Source organism: Streptomyces sp. NPDC101166 (assembly GCF_044768125.1).
GTDB lineage: Bacteria > Actinomycetota > Actinomycetes > Streptomycetales > Streptomycetaceae > Streptomyces.
In genome coordinates this window covers 270,797-290,769 of record NZ_JBIWPF010000010.1, presented here as the reverse complement: position 1 = coordinate 290,769, position 19,973 = coordinate 270,797, and the positions used below count along the sequence as shown (strand labels likewise).

Here is a 19,973-nt window from a genome sequence, read left to right as displayed (position 1 = left end):
AGGTCAGCCGCGCTGTCTGTCGAGTGAGGAATGGGCGAGATGCCTGAGTTCGAGTACACCGATCTGCTCCCCATGGGAGAGGACACCACCCCCTACCGGCTGGTGACCTCCGAGGGTGTCTCCACCTTCGAGGCCGACGGGCGGACGTTCCTCAAGGTGGAGCCCGAGGCGCTGCGCAAGCTGGCCGAGGAGGCCGTCCACGACATCCAGCACTACCTGCGCCCGGCCCACCTGGCGCAGCTGCGGCGGATCATCGACGACCCGGAGGCGTCCGGCAACGACAAGTTCGTCGCGCTGGACCTGCTGAAGAACGCGAACATCGCGGCCGCCGGCGTGCTCCCGATGTGCCAGGACACCGGCACGGCGATCGTGATGGGCAAGCGCGGCCAGAACGTGCTGACCGAGGGCGGCGACGAGGCGGCCCTGTCGAAGGGCATCTACGACGCCTACCTGAACCTCAACCTGCGGTACTCGCAGATGGCTCCGCTCACCATGTGGGAGGAGAAGAACACCGGCTCCAACCTGCCGGCGCAGATCGAGCTGTACGCCACCGACGGCGGCGCGTACAAGTTCCTGTTCATGGCGAAGGGCGGCGGCTCCGCCAACAAGTCGTTCCTCTACCAGGAGACGAAGGCCGTCCTGAACGAGGCCTCCATGATGAAGTTCCTGGAGGAGAAGATCCGCTCGCTCGGCACGGCCGCCTGCCCGCCGTACCACCTGGCGATCGTCGTCGGCGGCACGAGCGCCGAGTACGCGCTGAAGACCGCGAAGTACGCCTCCGCGCACTACCTGGACGAGATCCCGGCCGAGGGCTCGCCGCTCGGGCACGGGTTCCGGGACAAGGAGCTGGAGGAGAAGGTCTTCGAGCTGACGCAGAAGATCGGGATCGGTGCGCAGTTCGGCGGCAAGTACTTCTGCCACGACGTGCGCGTGGTGCGGCTGCCCCGGCACGGCGCGTCCTGCCCGGTCGCCATCGCCGTCTCCTGCTCCGCCGACCGTCAGGCCGTCGCGAAGATCACCGCGGAGGGCGTCTTCCTGGAGCAGCTGGAGACCGACCCGGCGCGGTTCCTGCCGGACACCACGGACGAGCACCTCGACGAGTCGTCCGACGTCGTCAGGATCGACCTCAACCAGCCGATGGACGACATCCTCGCCGAGCTGACCAAGTACCCGGTCAAGACCCGGCTGTCGCTGACCGGCCCGCTGGTCGTGGCCCGCGACATCGCGCACGCCAAGATCAAGGAGCGGCTGGACGCGGGCGAGGAGATGCCGCAGTACCTGAAGGACCACCCGGTGTACTACGCCGGTCCGGCCAAGACTCCCGAGGGCTACGCGTCGGGCTCGTTCGGTCCGACGACCGCCGGGCGCATGGACTCCTACGTCGAGCAGTTCCAGGCGGCCGGCGGCTCCAAGGTGATGCTGGCCAAGGGCAACCGCTCGCAGCAGGTCACGGACGCGTGCGGCGCGCACGGCGGCTTCTACCTCGGCTCCATCGGCGGCCCCGCCGCGCGGCTCGCGCAGGACTGCATCAAGAAGGTCGAGGTCGTCGAGTACGAGGAGCTCGGCATGGAGGCCGTGTGGAAGATCGAGGTCGAGGACTTCCCGGCGTTCATCGTCGTCGACGACAAGGGCAACGACTTCTTCAAGGACCCGGCCCCCGCCCCGACGTTCACCTCGATCCCGGTGCGCGGTCCCGGACTGGTGTGATCCGCTGAGCGGACGCCCGCCCCTGTCGCGTCGGGGGCGGGCGTCCGCTCTCCGGTGCGAGCGCGGTGAAGCCTGTCGCCGCCCCGGCAGGGCTCCGCCGGGACGTGGATCACGGGATCCGCGCGGGGCCGCCCCGGGACCGTCACCGGCGGCCAGGAACATCACCGCCGTCCCGATCGCTGTAACAGGCATGAGCGACTACCGCATCGAACACGACTCCATGGGCGAGGTCCGCGTCCCGGCGCACGCGAAGTGGCGGGCGCAGACGCAGCGCGCGGTGGAGAACTTCCCCGTCTCCGGGCAGCGCATCGAGCGCGCCCACATCGAGGCGCTCGCGCGGATCAAGCAGGCGGCGGCCAAGGTCAACGCCGAGCTGGGGGTCCTGGACAAGGACGTCGCGCAGGCGGTCCAGGACGCGGCCGAGGAGGTCGCCGCGGGCGACTGGGACGAGCACTTCCCCGTCGACGTGTTCCAGACCGGCTCGGGCACCTCGTCCAACATGAACGCCAACGAGGTGATCGCGACCCTGGCGAGCGAGCGGCTGGGCCGGGACGTGCATCCCAACGACCACGTCAACGCCTCGCAGTCCTCCAACGACGTGTTCCCGTCGTCGATCCACATCGCCGCCACCGCCGCCGTCACCCGTGATCTGATCCCGGCCCTGGAGCACCTCGCCGAGGCCCTCGGCCGCAAGGCGGAGGAGTTCGCCGACGTGGTGAAGTCGGGGCGCACGCACCTGATGGACGCCACCCCGGTGACGCTGGGGCAGGAGTTCGGCGGGTACACCGCACAGGTGCGCTACGGCGTGGAGCGGCTGCGGGCCTCCCTCCCCCGGCTGGCCGAGCTGCCGCTGGGCGGCACCGCCGTCGGCACCGGCATCAACACCCCGCCGGGCTTCTCCGCCGCCGTGATCGAGGAGGTCGCACGGGTCACCGGGCTGCCGCTGACGGAGGCCCGCGACCACTTCGAGGCGCAGGGCGCGCGGGACGGCATCGTCGAGACGAGCGGGCAGCTGCGGACCGTCGCGGTGGGCCTGACGAAGATCGCCAACGATCTGCGCTGGATGGCGTCGGGGCCGATGACCGGGCTGGCCGAGATCAGCCTTCCCGACCTCCAGCCCGGCTCCTCGATCATGCCGGGCAAGGTGAACCCGGTGATCCCGGAGGCGGTGCTGATGGTCGCCGCACAGGTCGTCGGCAACGACGCCACCGTCGCCACCGCGGGGGCGGCCGGCAACTTCGAGCTCAACGTGATGCTCCCGGTGATCGCCAAGAACGTCCTGGAGTCGGTGCGGCTGCTGGCCAACGCCTCGCGGCTGCTCGCCGACCGGACCGTGGACGGCATCGTCGCGCACCGTGAACGCGCCCGTGAGTACGCGGAGTCCTCGCCGTCCGTGGTGACCCCGCTCAACAAGTACATCGGGTACGAGGAGGCCGCCAAGGTCGCCAAGAAGGCGCTGGCGGAGCGGAAGACGATCCGGGAGGCGGTGCTCGACGGCGGCTACGTGGAGCGGGGCGACCTGACGCTCCAGCAGCTCGACGAGGCGCTGGATGTCCTGCGGATGACGCGCCCGTGACCTTTCGCCGCTGACGGGCGAACCGTGACACGAACCGCAGCGTCGGGTGCCCGGGGCACCTAATATCTGTCCATGGCAGACGGCGGAGCGGTGAGAAGCGCGGGAACGGGCGGTGCGGCGGTCCACTGGGAGCCCGGGGACCAGATCCTGTGGCGCTACCGGGAGAACGGCGGCGCGCGCATCCACATCGCCCGTCCCGTCACGGTGGTGCGCGACGACGCGGAGCTGCTCGCGGTCTGGATGGCGCCCGGCACCCAGTGCGTCAAGCCGGTGCTCGCGGACGGCACCCCGCTGCACCGGGAGCCGCTGGGCACCCGCTACACCAAGCCGCGCGGCGTGGTGCGCGACCGCTGGTTCGGCACCGGGGTGCTGAAGCTGGCCCGGCCCGGCGAGCCGTGGTCGGTGTGGCTGTTCTGGGAGCCGGGCTGGAAGTTCAAGAACTGGTACGTCAACCTCGAGGAGCCCCTGTCCCGTTGGGACGGCGGGGTGGACTCCGAGGACCACTTCCTGGACATCTGCGTGTATCCGGACCGCACTTGGGGATGGTGTGACGAGGACGAGTTCGCGCAGGCGCAGGCGGACGGCCTGATGGACGCCCAGGTGGCCGAGCGGGTGCGGGAGGCGGGCCGTTCGGCCGTGGCGGAGATCTCCGCCTGGGCGTCCCCGTTCGCCGACGGCTGGCAGCACTGGCGCCCCGACCCGTCCTGGGCCGTACCGTTGCTGCCGGAGGACTGGGACCGCACGCCCGCGCACCTGTCCACATGAGACCCTTGATGTGCCCCCGGGCAGCAAACGTAGGATCGTCCTCCGCAAGGATGCGCAACAGCAACTCCCGGAGCACGTGCCGGGTCTGACCGAACGTCACCGAGGGGCGGCAGGACGTGAGCGAGGGGTACGAGGGCGACACCGGCGGGGCGGACGGTACTTCCGGAACACGCCCTGGGGGCCGCGTATGGTCCACCGGTGACACGGGAACAGCCTCTGACCACGCGGGAAATCCGTTCCGGGGACACGTATTCCGGGTATCGGGATTCCTGCGGGACCGACTGCGTGCGCGGCACGCAGCCCCGGACGGACGGATTCGACACGCGTGACGGAGCAGCCCACCTCGTTCGAACGCCCCCAGGGCGTGGACCCCACGGAGTCCCGTGGGGCGCTCCCGCGTACCCCGGCGCACGCGCCGGAGGGCGCCGCCGGCTTACCGTCCGCAGCGCCGGGCGACGCGACGCCGTGCGGGCCGGGTGGCCCGGCCGGTCCGGCGGGCCCGGGAGGCAAGGGGAGCAAAGGGAGCAAAGGGATCAGGGGGAGCAAGGGCATCATGGGGCAAGATCCGGCCGGTTCCGAGCCCGAGCACTCCCAGCCGGCGACGGCCGAGACGGACACCCACCGGCCGCGCCCCGCGCCCGAGTCCATCCCGGTCCAGCCCGGCGCCCGGGCCGACCCGCGGGCCGAGCGGGGGCCCGAACGCACCGCGGACCTGAGTTACGAGCGGGTCCTGGAGCAGGCGGCCGACGGCCGGGAGCGCCGCACCGGGCAGATCCCGGCGCCCGGCCGGCCCACGCCGATGCGCCGGGACGGGGACCGGCTGCGCTTCGTGGGCGCCGCGACCCGGCGGATCGCCCGCGGTCTGGACCTGGACGAGATCGTGATGGGGCTGTGCCGGGCCACCGTGCCGACCTTCTCCGACGCCATCCTCGTCTATCTGCGCGACCCGCTGCCGGTCGGCGACGAGCGGCCGGTCGCGGACCGGGTGGTGCTGCGGCTGCGGCGCACCGACCGCATCCCGGAGGAGCGGGACACCGACACCGGCTTCGCGGCCCTCGCAGCGCCGCCGGAGACGCCGGAGCTGTCGGAACTGTCGGCGGCGATCGCCGAACTGTGCGAGGTACGGCCCGGCGGGGCGCTCGCGGAGGTGCTGCGCGGGGTGCGCCCGGTGTTCGCCGACAGTCCGGCCGCCCTCGCCGCCCTGCCCGAGCTCCTGGGCGAGGACAGCCAGTTGGAAGTGCCCGACGACCAGAGGGCGATCCTCGCCCCGTTGCGGGGCCGGCGCCGGGTGATCGGCGCGGCGGTGTTCATACGCCGCCCGGACCGTATGCCGTTCGAGAACGACGACCTGCTGGTCGCCGCCCAGCTCGCCACGCACAGCGCCCTGGGCATCGACAAGGCCGTGCTGTACGACCGTGAGGCGTACATCGCCGACGAGCTCCAGCGCACGATGCTCCCGGAGACCCTGCCGCGCCCCACGGGTGTACGGCTGGCCTCCCGCTATCTGCCGGCCGCGGAGACCGCGCGGGTCGGCGGCGACTGGTACGACGCGATCCCGCTGCCGGGCAGCCGGGTGGCGCTGGTGGTGGGCGACGTCATGGGGCACTCCATGACCAGCGCGGCCATCATGGGCCAGTTGCGCACGACCGCGCAGACCCTGGCCGGGCTCGACCTGCCGCCGCAGGAGGTGCTGCACCACCTCGACGAACAGGCCCAGCGCCTGGGCACCGACCGCATGGCGACCTGCCTGTACGCGGTGTACGACCCGGTCTCGCACCGCATCACCATCGCCAACGCCGGCCATCCGCCGCCCGTCCTGCTGCATCTGGGCGGCCGGGCCGAGGTGCTGCGGGTGCCGCCGGGCGCGCCGATCGGCGTGGGCGGCGTCGACTTCGAGGCGGTGCAGCTGGACGCGCCGGCCGGGGCGACGCTGCTGCTGTACACCGACGGCCTGGTGGAGTCCCGGCTGCGGGACGTGGCGACCGGCATAGAGCAGCTGCGGGAGAAGCTCGCGGCGACCGCGCAGCTCACCGGGCCGGATCACCCGCCGCCCCTGGAGGCGCTGTGCGACGAGGTGCTCGACATGCTCGGCCCGGGCGACCGGGACGACGACATCGCGCTGCTCGCCGCCCGGTTCGACGGGATCGCGCCGAGCGACGTGGCGTACTGGTACCTGGAACCGGAGGACTCCGCTCCAGGGCAGGCGCGCCGGCTGGCCCGGCGGGCGCTGTCCCGGTGGGGGCTGGAGGAGCTGACCGACTCGGTCGAGCTGCTGGTGAGCGAGGTGGTCACCAACGCGGTGCGCTACGCCACGCGGCCGGTGACGCTGCGGCTGCTGCGCACGGACGTGCTGCGCTGCGAGGTGGGCGACGACGTGCCGCAGCTGCCGCGGCTGCGGCAGGCGCGGGCCACGGACGAGGGCGGCCGCGGGCTGTACCTGGTGAACCGGCTGGCCCGCCGGTGGGGCGCCACCCGGCTGAGCACGGGGAAGGTGGTTTGGTTCGAGCTGAACCAGGGCGGTCAGTGAGCGGCTGAGACACGGCGGAGGGCGCCCGGTGGTGATCACCGGGCGCCCTCCGCCGTTCCCGCCGCCTACTGTCCCGTCCCGCTCCCCAGCTGCGGGTCCAGCGGGTTGGCGGGTTCGTCCGTGGTCGGCGGTTCCTCGGTGGTCGGCGACTCCGAAGGCTCGTCGGTGGTCGGAGACTGAGACGGCTCCTGCGTGGTGGGCGTCTGGGAGGGCGAGGGGCTCTTGGGCGGTGCGCTGCTCGTGGGCGGCTCGCTGCTCGGCTCCTGCGACGGCTCGTCGGACTTCGACGGCGACGGGCTGGGCGAGGGGGGCTGCTGGACCGCGGCGCCCTGGTCGGTCTCCAGGTCGAACTTGCTGACCTTGGTGGAGACGCCGAAGGTGTACCCGGCCCAGATCTCCGCGGGGAAGCCGCCGCCGTTGACGCGGCCGTCGTCGTTCTTCAGGCCGTTGGTCGCGCCGGTCAGCGGGACCTGGGCGTGCGGGGGCTTGGCGGACTCGCCGAACAGACCGACGGAGGTGACCAGGTCGGGGGTGTAACCGGTGAACCAGGCCGACCTGTTGAAGTCGGAGGTGCCGGTCTTGCCGGCGACCTTCTGGCCCTTGCGCAGCGGGTTGTCGCGCACCGACAGCTTGGCGGTGCCGTCGTCGACCACGCCGGTGAGGACCGAGGTGACCGAGTCGGCGGCCTTGCGGTCGATGACCTGCTCGCCGACGCCGTCGGCCGGCTGCACCGAGTGGGCGCTGTTCTGCGCCGACTTGATGAGGGTCGGGGTGACCTTCCTGCCGTGGTTGTCCAGGGTGGCGTAGACGCCGGCCATCTGCAGGGGGCTCGCGCCCATGGTGCCGAGGGTCTGGGCGGGCACCGCCTTCAGGTCCTTGGTGTTCATGCCGAGGTCGCTCGCGGTCTTGAGCACCTCGTCCATGCCGACGTCGACGCCCATCTGCGCGAAGACGGAGTTGATGGACTTGTTCATCGCGGTCTGGACGGTGACGTCGCCGTAGTCGCGCTCGTCCTCGTTCTCCGGGGCGAAGCCGATGTCGCTGCCCTTGACCGGGCGCTTGCTGGTGCCGTCGTAAACGGTGTTCGCGTCGATCTCGTCGCCGTCCTGGGTCTTGGCGCCCTTGTCCAGGGCGGCGGCCAGGATCACCGGCTTGAAGGTGGAGGCGGGCTGGTAGTCGGCGCGGGTGGCGTTGTTGACGTAGTGCTTGACGTAGTCCACGCCGCCGTACATCGCCACGACAGCGCCCGTCTTCGGGTCCACCGAGGCGGCGCCGGCCTGGACGTCGGCGTCGACCGAGTGCTTCTTCGGGTCGAGCTTGTCGGTGAGCTGCTTCTTGACGGAGGCTTCCAGCGCCTTCTGCTTCTTCTTGTCGATGTTGAGCGTGATGTTCCAGCCGCCGGCGTTGACCATCGCCTCGGCTTCCTTGGCGTTCGCCGCGACGCCCTGGGCGACGAGCTGTTTCTCCAGCTCGCCGTTGGCGGCGTCGACCAGGTAGCCGACCTGGCCCTGCATGCCGGGCGCGGCCTTCGGTTCCTTCGGAACCGGGAACTCCATGCCGGCGCGCTCGGACTGCTGGAGCCACTTCTCCTCGACCATGTTCTTCAGGACGTAGTTCCAGCGCTGCTGGACCAGGCGCTTGCCGGTGGAGGTGGCGGAGGACCAGTCGTACTGGCTGGGGGCCTGGAGCAGTGCGGCGAGGTAGGCGCCCTGTGCGACGGTGAGCTTGTCGGCGTCGACGCGGTAGTAGGCCTGGGCGGCGGCCTGGATGCCGTAGGCGCCGCGGCCGTAGTAGCTGGTGTTGATGTAGCCGGCCAGGATGTACTCCTTGGACTCCTCCTGGTCCAGCTTCAGGGAGATGACCAGCTCCTTCAGCTTGCGCGTGACGGTCTGTTCCTGGGTCAGGTAGTAGTTCTTGACGTACTGCTGGGTGATCGTCGAACCGCCCTGAGCGCCCTTGCCCATGAGCGTGTTGAGGACACCGCGGGCGGTGCCGCGCAGGTCGACGCCGGCGTCGTCGTAGAAGGACTTGTTCTCGGCGGCGACGAAGGTGCGCTGGACGGCCTTGGGGACGTCGGCCAGGTCGACGTTCTCGCGGTTGAGCTTGCCGTCGCGGGCGAGGAGCGTGCCGTCGCTGAACTTGTAGACGTTGCTCTGCAGCTGGGCCTCGGCGTTGGCCGTGTCCGGGATCGGCGTGGTCACGTAGAGCACGATGAACGCGCCGATGGTGAGCAGGCACACGCCGAGGAACGTGCCGAGCACCTTCTTCCAGGTGAACATGCGGCGTATGAGACCGCGGTCGGCCTTGCCGGGCTTGGCGCCCTTCCTGGCCCCCCGGCGGGCGGCGGCGCGGCCGCCATGGGGAGCGGTGGCGGTCGCGGTGGCCGCGGACGTCGTCTCCTCGGCCGGGGACGCCGGCTCGCTGCGCGTCGGCGGTGTCTCCGCCCGTGACGAACGATTCTTGGGCGCCGCGCGGCGGCCACCGCGCTGGCGCGCTCGTCTGTCGTCCGCTCGTCCCATGACTCTGCTCGCTCCGCTTCCTACTCGGCTGTCACACCCGTGCCCGGAGGCAGTCAGCTCAGAAAGCTAACACCGCTCTCTATGACAAAGGGCTCTCGATCCGGCCCCGGACAGGGGTGAGAATCAGCACCCCGCCCGCTGGAACCGGCCCCCGTTCCAAGGGATTCGACGTGCGAACGGGGTTCAGGGTTGCCATCCCGAGGTAAAGTGATATCACTTAGCTAGACCGAAGCTGAGTTCGAGAAACGGGGGACCCCCATGACCGCGCACGACCCGTCGACAGCAGACCCGTCGGCCATCCGCCCGTCGGACACCGTCGACGCACCCGCGATGCCCGCTCCGCGCGTGCACGAGTTCCCGGCGCGCAGCGTCGGCGGCGGACTGGCCCTGATGACCGGCCTGCTGGGGCTGCTGGCCGGCGTCGCTCTGATCCTGGCCGGTGCGGCCATGACCGTCACCGCCGCCAAGGCCGGGCTGATCGTCGGCGGCATCGTGGTGGCGCTGGCCGCCTTCATCGCGATGTGCGGGCTGAACATGGTCGCGCCGGGCGAGGCCCGGGTGGTGCAGCTGTTCGGCCGCTACCGGGGGACGATCCGCGAGGACGGACTGCGCTGGGTGAACCCCTTCACCTCCCGCGAGAAGATCTCCACCCGCGTGCGCAACCACGAGACGTCGGTGCTGAAGGTCAACGACGCCTACGGCAACCCGATCGAGCTCGCCGCTGTCGTGGTGTGGAACGTGCAGGACACCGCCCAGGCCAGCTTCGAGGTGGACGACTTCCTGGAGTTCGTCGCCACCCAGACCGAGGCCGCCGTCCGGCACATCGCCATCGAGTACCCCTACGACGCCCATGACCAGAGCGAGCTCTCGCTGCGGGGCAACGCCGAGGAGATCACCGAGAAGCTCGCCGTCGAGCTCCACGCTCGCGTGGAGGCGGCCGGCGTGCGGATCATCGAGTCCCGCTTCACCCACCTCGCCTACGCCCCGGAGATCGCCTCCGCGATGCTCCAGCGGCAGCAGGCGGGCGCGGTGGTCGCGGCCCGGCGGGAGATCGTGGACGGCGCGGTCGGCATGGTGGAGGCGGCGCTCCAGCGGATCGCCGAGCAGGGCATCGTGGAACTCGACGAGGAACGGAAGGCCGCGATGGTGTCCAACCTGATGGTGGTGCTCTGCGGGGACCGGGCGCCCCAGCCCGTGCTCAACACCGGGACGCTCTACCAGTGACCCCGCCCGAAGAGGGGACGCCCCCTCGGCGTCGGCCGCAGCAGCGCAAGCAGGTGCTGCTGCGGCTGGACCCGCTGGTGTACGAGGCACTCGCCCGGTGGGCCGGGGACGAGCTGCGGTCCGCCAACGCGCAGATCGAGTTCCTGCTGCGCCGCGCCCTCGCCGAGGCCGGGAGGCTGCCTCGTGACACCGGGCCGATCCCGCGCCGCGGACGGCCGCCGGGGAGCCCGCCCCCCGGCCCTCCGCCGGCCTGAACGGCCCGCTCCCGGACGCACCTTCGGCGCTGTAGCGAAACGGTGACAACCCCCTCCCACCTGCGCACCCGCACACCGCGCCACCAGCTCCGCACACCGTGTATACATCGTGGGTATACACCGCATGTACAGTCCTGACCATGTCCATCGGTCACACGCTCCTCGGACTCCTGGAGTCCGGGCCCCGCCACGGCTACGACCTGAAGCGGGCTTTCGACGAGAAGTTCGGTCACGACCGGCCGCTGCACTACGGCCAGGTCTACTCGACGATGTCCCGGCTGCTGAAGAACGGCCTCGTCGAAGTCGACGGCATCGAGGCGGGCGGCGGCCCCGAGCGCAAGCGCTACGCCATCACCGACGCCGGCGTCACCGACGTCCAGCGCTGGCTCGCCACGCCCGAGAAGCCCGAGCCGTACCTGCAGTCGACCCTCTACACCAAGGTCGTCCTGGCGCTGCTCACCCACCGCGACGCGGCCGACATCCTGGACGCCCAGCGCTCCGAGCACCTGCGCGGCATGCGCATCCTGACCGACCGCAAACGCAAGGGCGACCTCGCCGACCAGTTGATCTGCGATCACGCCCTCTTCCACCTAGAGGCCGATCTGCGCTGGCTGGAGCTCACCGCCGCGCGCCTCGACAAGCTCCGAGAGGCGGTGACCGCGTGAACGCTCCCGCGGGCTCCCTGCTGGCCGCGCACGACCTGCGCAAGGCGTACGGGCCGACCCTGGCACTGGACGGCGCCGAGTTCTCCATCCACCCCGGCGAGGTCGTCGCCGTGATGGGCCCCTCCGGTTCCGGCAAGTCCACCCTGCTGCACTGCCTCGCCGGGATCGTCACGCCCGACTCGGGCTCGATCCTGTACGACGGACAGGAGCTCGCGACGATGAACGACACCCGGCGCAGCGCCCTCAGGCGCTCGGATTTCGGGTTCGTGTTCCAGTTCGGCCAGCTGGTGCCCGAGCTGACGTGCGTGGAGAACGTGGCGCTGCCGCTGCGGTTGAACGGCGCCCCGCGCAAGCAGGCCGAGCGCAGCGCGCTGGCCTGGATGGAGCGGCTGGAGGTCGACGGCCTCGCCAGGAAGCGGCCCGGCGAGGTCTCCGGCGGCCAGGGGCAGCGGGTCGCCGTGGCCCGCTCGCTGGTGACCGGCCCGCGGGTGCTGTTCGCCGACGAGCCGACCGGCGCGCTGGACTCCCTCAACGGCGAACGCGTGATGGAACTGCTCACCGAGGCGGCCCGGTCGACCAACGCCGCCGTGGTGCTGGTGACGCACGAGGCCCGGGTGGCGGCCTACTCCGACCGCGAGATCGTCGTACGGGACGGGAAGTCACGGGACATGGAGCGGGCCGTATGAGACGTCGCCTGTGGGTGTCGGACCTGGGCATGGGGGCCAGGTTCGCCTTCGCCGGCGGACGGGAGGGGTGGGGGCGGATGCTGCTCACCGCCGTCGGCGTGGGACTCGGCGTGGCGCTGCTGCTGCTCACCACCGCGATCCCGAACGCGCTGGCCGTACGGCACGAGCGGGAGGGGGCGCGCACCGACGTCACGTTCAACAACGAGAAGATACCCAGGTCGGACTCCACGCTGCTGGTCGCCGACGTCCCCACGACCTTCCGTGAGAAGGAGGTGCGCGGGCGGGAGGTGCAGCCCGAGGGGGCCCGGGCGCCGCTGCCGCCGGGAGTCGCGCGGTTCCCGGCCGTGGGCGAGATGGTGGTCTCCCCGGCGCTGAAGCGGCTGCTGGAGTCGGACGACGGGAAGCTGCTGCGGGAGCGGCTGCCGGACCGGATCGTCGGCACCATCGGCGAGTCCGGACTGATCGGCTCACAGGAGTTCGCGTACTTCCGCGGCGTGGACCACCTCACGCTCTCCGAAGAAACCTACCGGATCGCCCGTATCGACCGGTTCGGCGACCCGGATCCGACCCCGCAGAGCACGGACCCCGTCCTGGTCCTGCTGGTCCTCGTGGTGTTCCTGGTGCTGCTGATGCCGGTGGCCGTCTTCATCGCCGCGGCCGTGCGGTTCGGCGGCGAGCGCCGCGACCGGCGGCTCGCGGCCCTGCGGCTGGTGGGCTCCGACAGCGGGATGACCCGGCGGATCGCCGCGGGCGAGGCGATGGCCGGCGCCGTGGTGGGCCTCGTCTTCGGCACGGTGTTCTTCCTGATCGGACGGCAGGCCGCCGGGTCCATGGAACTGCTCGACGTGAGCGTGTTCCCCAGCTACCTGAACCCCTCCCCCGTGCTGGCGCTGCTGGTCGCGGTCGCGGTCCCGGCCGCCGCCGTGCTGGTCACGCTGTTCGCGCTGCGGAGCGTGGTGATCGAGCCGCTCGGTGTGGTGCGCACGGCGAAGCCGCCGCGCCGCCGGCTGTGGTGGCGGCTGCTGCTGCCGCTGGCCGGGCTCGGGATGCTCTACCCGATGATCGGAAACGGCCGCAACAGCGGGGAGTTCAACCAGTACCTGGTCTCCGGTGGCGTGCTGCTGCTGCTCATCGGCGTGACCGCGCTGCTGCCGTGGGTCGTGGAGGCGGTCGTCACCCGGCTCGGCGCGGGCGGCGTCGCCTGGCAACTGGCCATCCGAAGGCTTCAGTTGAGCAGTGGAACGGCCGCCCGCATGGTCAACGGCATCGCGGTCGCGGTGGCGGGCGCCATCGCCCTGCAGATGCTGTTCGCCGGGGTGGAGGGCCAGTACACCGAGGAGACCGACAAGAACCTCTCCCTGGCGCAGATGCAGGTGTCGCTGCCGAAGGGGACTGCCCTGGCCGGGGCGACGGCCGCGTTCGGGGCGACCGAGGGGGTGCGGAAGGTCCACGCCTTCGGTGAGGCCTACGTCAACGACCGGCGCAAGGACGCCGAGGAGCTCACCCAGATCACCGTCGCCGACTGCGCCACCCTGCGCACGGCGGCCTCGATCCCCTCCTGCCGCGACGGCGACTCCTTCCTCCTCGAGGGCGGCGACTACGGCTCCGCCACGCCCGCGGTGTCGAAGCCCGGCACGCGCCTGTGGTTCGACGACGGCCGGGAGAGCCCGTACGGCTGGACGGTGCCGGCGGGCATCGAGCGGGTGCGTCCGGTCACCGACCCGGCGGGGCAGCTGCGCGGCGGCTTCCTGCTGACTCCCAGCGCGCTGCCCGCGGGGTCCGAGCGGGCGATGTCCGTGCAGGTCTACCTCTCGCTCGACGACGAGGTGGCCGACGCTGCCGAGTACGTGCGGAACACCGCCGGGCGGATCGACCCGATCGGCGAGGCCTCGATGTGGACGGCCAGCGAGCGCTCGGAGACCTACGACAAGATCCGTACCGGCCTCTTCGTCGGCGCCGCCTGTGTGCTGGCGCTGATCGGGGCGAGTCTGCTGGTGTCGCAGCTGGAGCAGCTGCGCGAGCGGCGCAAGCTGCTGTCCTCGCTGGTCGCCTTCGGCACCCGGCGGCGCACGCTGAGTCTGTCGGTGCTGTGGCAGACGGCGATCCCGATCGGGCTGGGCCTGGTGCTGGCCTCGCTGGTGGGCGTCACGCTGGGCACGGTACTGCTGATGATGACGGACACGCCGGTGAGCGTGGACTGGGCGAGCGTGCTGTCCATGACCGGCATCGGCGCGGCCGTCGTGCTGGCGGTGACGCTGTTCAGCCTGCCGCCGCTGGTGCGGTTGATGCGGCCGGAGGGCCTGCGCACGGAGTGAGCGCCGGCCCGCGAGCCCGGCGACGGCCCCTTCCCGCCCGGGGAGGGGCCGTCGCCCGTCTCAGAGGCTGTACTCCTTCACCACGCGCCGCACCTGGGCGAACAGCATCCCCACATTGACCGACTTGCGGCAGACGACCACCGCGACGACGTCCTGCTGCTCGTTCATCCTCACGAACAGGTGGGTGAGGTTCTCGCTGTTGACGAGGATCTCCTGGAAGAAGTGGTTGTCGCCGCTGGTCCCGCGACGCTCCTTGAAGACGTCCTCGATCATCACGACCGTCCGTCCCTGGAACAGGTCCAGGGTCGCGCCCGCGAGCAGGTCGAGGACCTCCGGCGGGTGGTTGTCGACGGTCTCGTAGGACAGCAGCATGCCGGTCGACATGTCGACGACGCCGGAGGCGACGCAGTCGGGGGCATCCGTGCGCAACGACTTGACCAGGCCCATCACCTGGTCGGAGAAACCGGGGGTCATACGCTTCGTCGCCATCCTTTCAGACTCCTTCGGCTGCCCTGTGGGGCTGCGCGAACGGGGTGGGCTCCGGGGCCCGGTCGGTGAGGATCAGGTCGATGCGGCGCAGGGCCGGCTGGGTCGCCCGGTGCAGGCGCTCCACGTCCATGCCCTCGTCGCCGAGGACGACCATGAGCGCGGTCTCCCCGACCGCGTAGAACGCGGCGCAGCCGTGGCTGCCGTAGGCCACCGTGCGGTTGAGGGAGCCGCGGGAGGTGGCCTCGGCGGTGCGGCGGGCGAGGCCGAGGCCGGCCGCGGCGAGGGCGGCGAGGCCGTCCGGGTCGATGGAGTCCGCGGTGTCGGCGGCGATGAGCAGGCCGTCGGCCGCCGCGACCGCCGTGTCGGTGATGCCGCTCACCTGCTCGCGCAGGCCGCGCATCTCCCGCGCGAGGGCTTTGTGGTCCATGGATGGAACTCCCTTGTCTCTGTTCGCATATGACCGTCTGTCGTCTGTCGCGTACCTGCTGGTGGGGCCGGCCTATTTCGTCGTCGGGTTGCGCAGTCGGAAGAACTCCTTCCAGCCCGTCCCGCCGCGTTCGCCGCCGATCGCCTCGGTGATGCCGCTGGCGCCGGGACTGCGGCGGGGCAGCACGGCCGGTGCGGGCGGAGGGGCCTGAGCGGGTGCGGGCGAAGGCGGGGGCGGTGCGGGTTCGCGGGGGCGGACGGGCTGTCCGCCGGGCGGGAGGCGGACCGGGATCGGCGCGGGCGTGCGAGGGCACTCCAGCAGCCCCTCCCCGAGCATCCGGGCCACCTCCACGGTGACCGTGTACACCCCGCGCCCGGTGAGGAAGGCCAGGTCACGGGAGGTGCGGCGGCCGTCGGCGTGCAGCAGCAGCTCCCGTTGCAGCGGGCCGAGCCGGGTGGCGTCGCAGGACGGGGAGGCGGGCGCGGGACGTTCCCGCTCGGGGCGCACCGGACACGGGAGCGCCAGGAGCGCGTTGACCTTGCGCGCCGCCTCCTGGAGCAGCCGGGTGGGCGGTTCGCCGACGGCGATGGCGGCGGGCGGGCTGCCGTCGCCGGGGCCGCGCTCGCAGTCGGCGACGATGCCCGCGACGACGGCGAACACGGCGTCCTGGAGGGCCATCGCGCAGACGACGCGGAGCTCGGCTGCTCCCGTGCGGCCCTGGGCGATGATCTGGGCGGCCGGCCAGCGCGATCCGCCGGACTCGCGGACCAGGTCGGCCCATTCCTCGCCGCCGATCCGGCCGGAGCGCAGCAGCAGGGCCTCCGGTCCTGGAGCGCCCGGTGACTCGACGGCGACGACCAGTCCGCCGCGCAGATGGACCGTGCCACCGGGTGAGCCGGACACCCGCACCTCGCCGGTGAAGCCGTCACGCCCGCACGCGGCCAGTTCGCGTGCCAGCAGCTCGTAGCCCGACATCACTCCCCTTGGCATGTCGCACATACGCCTGACGCGTAGCACTGAGGAGGGAAGGTGTATCAGGGCGGGCGGATGATCCAGTGGCGGATTCCCCAGCTGCCCCCAGGGTGAGAGAAGTTGCCCGTTCGGGTTCTCACAGGGCGCTCGATTCACCGGATCGGGCGCTCGGTTGACCGGGTGTGAGCGGTCAACCGCCGGCCTGGAGGATCCGCACGGGCAGCGGCCGCAACGCCTCGCGCAGGGCGTCGCCCAGCTCCGTGTACTCGGCCCGGCGCGCGGCGCCCGCGCGCATGACGAGGGCGATGCGCCGGGTGGGGGCGGGTTCGGCGAAGCGGCCGGTGCACAACAGGGTGCTGCGGCTGGTCTCGACGGTGACGGCGGTGCGCGGCAGCAGGGTGCAGCCCAGGCCGCCGGCGACGAGCTGGACGAGCGTGGAGAGGCCGGCCGCGGTGGTGGTGACCGGTGCTCCCTCCTGTCCGGCCTCACGGCAGACGTCCAGGGCCTGGTCGCGCAGGCAGTGCCCTTCGTCCAGGAGCAGCAGGTTCAGCTCCCTGAGCGCCTCGCGGGCGATGCCGTCCTGGCCGCCGAGCGGATGCCCCAGGGGTGTGACGAGCACGAAGTCCTCGTCGAAGAGGGGGAGTTCGACCGTGCCGGGGACGCCGAGGGGCACGGCGAGGAGCAGCAGGTCGAGCCGGCCGGTGTGCAGGCCGTCGACCAGGCTGGCGGTCTGCTCCTCGTGGACCTGGAGGTCGAGGCGCGGATAGCGGTCGTGGACCAGGCGCAGGACGGTGGGCAGGAGGTACGGCGCCACGGTGGGGATGACGCCGAGGCGCAGCGCCCCGGTGAAGGGCGCCCGTACCGCTTCGGCCTCCTCCATCAGCGCGCCGACCTCGGCCAGCACCGCCTTGGCGCGTACGGCGAGCCGCTCGCCGGCCGGGGAGAGCAGCACCTTGCGGGTCGTACGCTCCAGGAGCGTCACGCCGAGCGCCTCCTCCAGCGCGGAGACGGCGCCGGACAGGGCGGGCTGACTCATGCCGATGGCGGCGGCCGCGTCCCGGAAGTGCAGATGCTCGGCGACGGCCGCGAAGGCGCGCAGTTGGGCGAGACTGGGGAGCCGCCGCTTGGCTCCGACGCCCACGCCGACGCCGGCACTCTTGGGGCTCGGGTCACCCACGGTCACTGATAGCCACCTCCGATCAACCCGACCGAGTGTAGCGATTTCTCTAATCAATGCACCCTGTGCCAGAGTCGCACTTGTCCAACCCATGGGAAGCGTCCGCGATCCGGACGCTTCTTCGCTGCAAGGAGAGCGTGTGCTCACTGTTGGTGACAAGTTCCCCGAGTTCGAACTGACGGCCTGCGTCTCGATGGAGAAGGGCAAGGAGTTCGAGCAGATCCACCACAAGTCCTACGAGGGCAAGTGGCTGGTGGTCTTCGCATGGCCCAAGGACTTCACCTTCGTCTGCCCGACCGAGATCGCCGCGTTCGGCAAGCTGAACGACGAGTTCGCCGACCGCGACGCGCAGATCCTCGGCTTCTCCGGTGACTCCGAGTTCGTCCACCACGCCTGGCGCAAGGACCACCCGGACCTGACGGACCTGCCGTTCCCGATGATGGCCGACTCCAAGCACGAGCTGATGCGGGACCTGGGCATCGAGGGCGAGGACGGCTTCGCGCAGCGCGCCGTGTTCGTCGTGGACCCCAACCGCGAGATCCAGTTCACGATGGTCACCGCGGGCTCCGTCGGCCGTAACCCCAAGGAGGTCCTGCGGGTCCTGGACGCCCTGCAGACCGACGAGCTGTGCCCCTGCAACTGGTCCAAGGGCGACGACACCCTGGACCCGGTCGCGCTGCTGGCCGGGGAGTGATCTGACATGTCCCTCGACACCCTGAAGTCGCGTGTTCCGGACTACGCCAAGGACCTGAAGCTCAACCTGGGCTCGGTCATCGGCAACTCCGACCTTCCCGCGCAGCAGCTGTGGGGCACGGTGCTGGCGACCGCGATCGCCTCCCGCTCCCCCATCGTCCTGCGCGAGCTGGAGCCGGAGGCCAAGGCGAACCTGTCGCCCGAGGCGTACACGGCCGCCAAGTCCGCCGCCGCGGTGATGGCGATGAACAACGTCTTCTACCGCACCCGGCACCTGCTGTCCGACCACGAGTACGGCAACCTGCGGGCCGGTCTGCGGATGAACGTCATCGGCAACCCCGGGGTCGACAAGGTCGACTTCGAGCTGTGGTCGTTCGCCGTGTCCGCGATCAACGGCTGCGGGATGTGCCTGGACTCGCACGAGCAGGTGCTGCGCAAGGCCGGCGTCGAGCGTGAGGTCGTCCAGGAGGCGTTCAAGATCGCATCGGTGATCCAGGCGGTCGGCGTGACGCTGGACGCGGAGTCGATCCTCTCGGAGTGATCCCGGCGTGTGCCTCGGGCCCCGCTCACCTGACCGGTGGGCGGGGCCCGTCTTCGTACCCGGGGGCTCGTCCGGGTGTCACGCCGGAGGGGAGCCCGGGGGCTGGGCCTGCGGGGGCTGGACCGGGGCGACGTCCAGCGCCGTCGCCCCTCGCGGCCGCGGAGCCGTCCGCATCGCCGCCTCCCGCGAGTACGCGTGCAGATACGACACCACCGTGTTCGACACCGCCACCAGCGGCACCGCCACCACCGCTCCCCCGATCCCCGCGACCATCCCGCCGGAGGCGACCGCGAGGACCACCGCCAGCGGATGCACCCGCACCGCCCGCCCGAGGATGAACGGCTGGAGGATGTGCCCCTCGATCTGCTGCACCGCCAGCACCACCGCCAGCGTCATCACCGCGGTGAACACGCCCTGCGTCACCAGCGCCACCACCACCGCCAGCGCGCCGGAGGCGACCGCGCCCACGAGCGGGATGAAGGAGAACAGGAAGATGAAGACGGCGAGCGGGACGGCCATGGGCACGTCGAGGAAGTAGATGCCGAGGCCGATGAAGATGGCGTCGATCAGCGCGACGACCACGGTGCCGCGCACGTACGCCGTCAGCGTCGCCCACGCACGCGGGCCCGCGCCGGCCACGCCCGGCCGCGCCGCCGCGGGCACCAGCTTCAGCGTCCACTCCCAGATGCGCTTGCCGTCGTAGAGCAGGAACAGCGTCGAGAAGAACGCCAGCAGGATGCCGGTGAGCGCCTCGACGACGACGGTGACGCCTTCCAGGCCCGCCGAGGTGATCTGCTCGGTGTTCGCCCCGATGGCCTCCCGCAGGTTCTGGGCGATGCCGTTGATCTGCTTGTCGGTGACGTGGAAGGGGCTGTTGAGCAGCCAGCGGCGCAGGTCGTCGATGCCGTCCTGGACCTGGTCGGAGAGGTTGTCGATGTTCTCCATGACCTGCCAGGTCACGAACCAGCCCATCAGGCCGATGATGACGAACCCGAGGATGGCGGTCAGCGCGGTGGCGAGCCCCTGGGGGACGCCGTGCCGTCGCAGCCGGGCGACCGTGGGCTGCAGCAGCGCCGTCAGCAGCAGCGACACCACGAAGGCCAGCACGACGAGTTGGACCGCGCTGATCACCTTCATCAGCACCCAGACGGTGCCCGCCAGCACCAGCAGCCGCCAGCCGGCCTCGGCCGCGACCCGCACCCCCCACGGCACCACGTGCGCGGGGTCGGGGCGTTGGACGCCCGGCGGCAGTTCCTCGGGGAGCGCGTGGACGATGTCCGGCACAGGCGGTTCGATGCCGTCGTCCTTCCGTTCGGCCTCGGCGCGGCGCTGGTCGAGCCGCTCGCCCATCTCGCTCAGATTCGTGCCCAGCCGGCCAAGCCACCCTGGCAGTCGCGACATGTCCGTCCTCTTCCCCCGTCTCTCCCTCACCGGTT

17 protein-coding genes are annotated in these 19,973 nt (G+C 71.3%); 11 read left to right on the top strand and 6 right to left on the bottom strand.

Annotated features, from left to right (window positions below; genetic code table 11):
- Positions 1-39 precede the first annotated feature (39 nt).
- The 4 genes from ACIRS4_RS20005 to ACIRS4_RS19990 all read left to right on the top strand — a co-directional run bounded on the left by ACIRS4_RS20005 (position 40) and on the right by ACIRS4_RS19990 (position 6,575).
- Positions 40-1,707 carry a fumarate hydratase gene (locus ACIRS4_RS20005; RefSeq protein ID WP_404197435.1) on the top strand — a complete coding sequence of 556 codons (1,668 nt, stop codon included), beginning with the start codon at positions 40-42 and terminating at the stop codon, positions 1,705-1,707.
- 190 nt (positions 1,708-1,897) lie between these two features.
- Positions 1,898-3,283, top strand: a complete 1,386-nt coding sequence (locus tag ACIRS4_RS20000; protein WP_404197432.1) for a class II fumarate hydratase — start codon at positions 1,898-1,900, stop codon at positions 3,281-3,283.
- Between the two features lie 72 nt (positions 3,284-3,355).
- On the top strand, positions 3,356-4,048 hold the full coding sequence (locus ACIRS4_RS19995; protein WP_404197430.1) for a DUF402 domain-containing protein: 693 nt from the start codon (positions 3,356-3,358) through the stop codon (positions 4,046-4,048).
- Positions 4,049-4,373: 325 nt separating this feature from the next.
- Positions 4,374-6,575, top strand: coding sequence for a SpoIIE family protein phosphatase (locus tag ACIRS4_RS19990; RefSeq protein ID WP_404197427.1), 2,202 nt, complete (start codon positions 4,374-4,376; stop codon positions 6,573-6,575).
- A 65-nt stretch (positions 6,576-6,640) separates the two neighbouring features.
- Here ACIRS4_RS19990 and ACIRS4_RS19985 read toward each other — a convergent pair whose 3' ends face one another.
- Positions 6,641-9,094: a transglycosylase domain-containing protein gene (locus ACIRS4_RS19985; RefSeq protein WP_404197424.1), complete on the bottom strand. Its 2,454-nt coding sequence runs from the start codon at positions 9,092-9,094 to the stop codon at positions 6,641-6,643.
- Positions 9,095-9,352: 258 nt separating this feature from the next.
- Here ACIRS4_RS19985 and ACIRS4_RS19980 point away from each other — a divergent pair, with 258 nt between their 5' ends.
- The 5 genes from ACIRS4_RS19980 (at position 9,353) to ACIRS4_RS19960 (ending at position 14,238) form a co-directional block, all read left to right on the top strand.
- Positions 9,353-10,318, top strand: a complete 966-nt coding sequence (locus ACIRS4_RS19980; RefSeq protein ID WP_404197421.1) for an SPFH domain-containing protein — start codon at positions 9,353-9,355, stop codon at positions 10,316-10,318.
- On the top strand, positions 10,315-10,572 hold the full coding sequence (locus ACIRS4_RS19975) for a hypothetical protein (RefSeq protein WP_404197419.1): 258 nt from the start codon (positions 10,315-10,317) through the stop codon (positions 10,570-10,572). The genes ACIRS4_RS19980 and ACIRS4_RS19975 overlap by 4 nt, the downstream gene beginning before the upstream one ends.
- A gap of 140 nt (positions 10,573-10,712) precedes the next feature.
- Positions 10,713-11,237, top strand: coding sequence for a PadR family transcriptional regulator (locus ACIRS4_RS19970; RefSeq protein WP_404197417.1), 525 nt, complete (start codon positions 10,713-10,715; stop codon positions 11,235-11,237).
- Positions 11,234-11,923 carry an ABC transporter ATP-binding protein gene (locus tag ACIRS4_RS19965; protein ID WP_404197415.1) on the top strand — a complete coding sequence of 230 codons (690 nt, stop codon included), beginning with the start codon at positions 11,234-11,236 and terminating at the stop codon, positions 11,921-11,923. The genes ACIRS4_RS19970 and ACIRS4_RS19965 overlap by 4 nt, the downstream gene beginning before the upstream one ends.
- Positions 11,920-14,238 carry an ABC transporter permease gene (locus ACIRS4_RS19960; protein ID WP_404197413.1) on the top strand — a complete coding sequence of 773 codons (2,319 nt, stop codon included), beginning with the start codon at positions 11,920-11,922 and terminating at the stop codon, positions 14,236-14,238. The genes ACIRS4_RS19965 and ACIRS4_RS19960 overlap by 4 nt, the downstream gene beginning before the upstream one ends.
- Positions 14,239-14,298: 60 nt before the next feature.
- Here ACIRS4_RS19960 and ACIRS4_RS19955 read toward each other — a convergent pair whose 3' ends face one another.
- The 4 genes from ACIRS4_RS19955 to ACIRS4_RS19940 form a co-directional block, all read right to left on the bottom strand.
- Positions 14,299-14,727 (bottom strand): hypothetical protein, encoded by a 429-nt coding sequence (locus ACIRS4_RS19955; protein ID WP_404197410.1) that lies wholly within the window; start codon positions 14,725-14,727, stop codon positions 14,299-14,301.
- A gap of 4 nt (positions 14,728-14,731) precedes the next feature.
- Entirely contained in the window at positions 14,732-15,154 is a 423-nt protein-coding gene (locus tag ACIRS4_RS19950; RefSeq protein ID WP_404197407.1) for a roadblock/LC7 domain-containing protein, read from the bottom strand.
- Positions 15,155-15,226: 72 nt separating this feature from the next.
- Entirely contained in the window at positions 15,227-16,129 is a 903-nt protein-coding gene (locus ACIRS4_RS19945; RefSeq protein ID WP_404197405.1) for a MarR family transcriptional regulator, read from the bottom strand.
- Positions 16,130-16,316: 187 nt separating this feature from the next.
- Positions 16,317-17,267 carry a LysR substrate-binding domain-containing protein gene (locus ACIRS4_RS19940; RefSeq protein ID WP_404197486.1) on the bottom strand — a complete coding sequence of 317 codons (951 nt, stop codon included), beginning with the start codon at positions 17,265-17,267 and terminating at the stop codon, positions 16,317-16,319.
- A gap of 175 nt (positions 17,268-17,442) precedes the next feature.
- Here ACIRS4_RS19940 and ACIRS4_RS19935 point away from each other — a divergent pair, with 175 nt between their 5' ends.
- Both ACIRS4_RS19935 and ACIRS4_RS19930 read left to right on the top strand, forming a co-directional pair.
- Positions 17,443-17,997, top strand: coding sequence for a peroxiredoxin (locus tag ACIRS4_RS19935; protein WP_404197402.1), 555 nt, complete (start codon positions 17,443-17,445; stop codon positions 17,995-17,997).
- A 6-nt stretch (positions 17,998-18,003) separates the two neighbouring features.
- Positions 18,004-18,537, top strand: a complete 534-nt coding sequence (locus ACIRS4_RS19930; RefSeq protein ID WP_404197399.1) for an alkyl hydroperoxide reductase — start codon at positions 18,004-18,006, stop codon at positions 18,535-18,537.
- Between the two features lie 78 nt (positions 18,538-18,615).
- Here ACIRS4_RS19930 and ACIRS4_RS19925 read toward each other — a convergent pair whose 3' ends face one another.
- Entirely contained in the window at positions 18,616-19,938 is a 1,323-nt protein-coding gene (locus ACIRS4_RS19925) for an AI-2E family transporter (RefSeq protein WP_404197396.1), read from the bottom strand.
- Between the last annotated feature and the right edge of the window lie 35 nt (positions 19,939-19,973).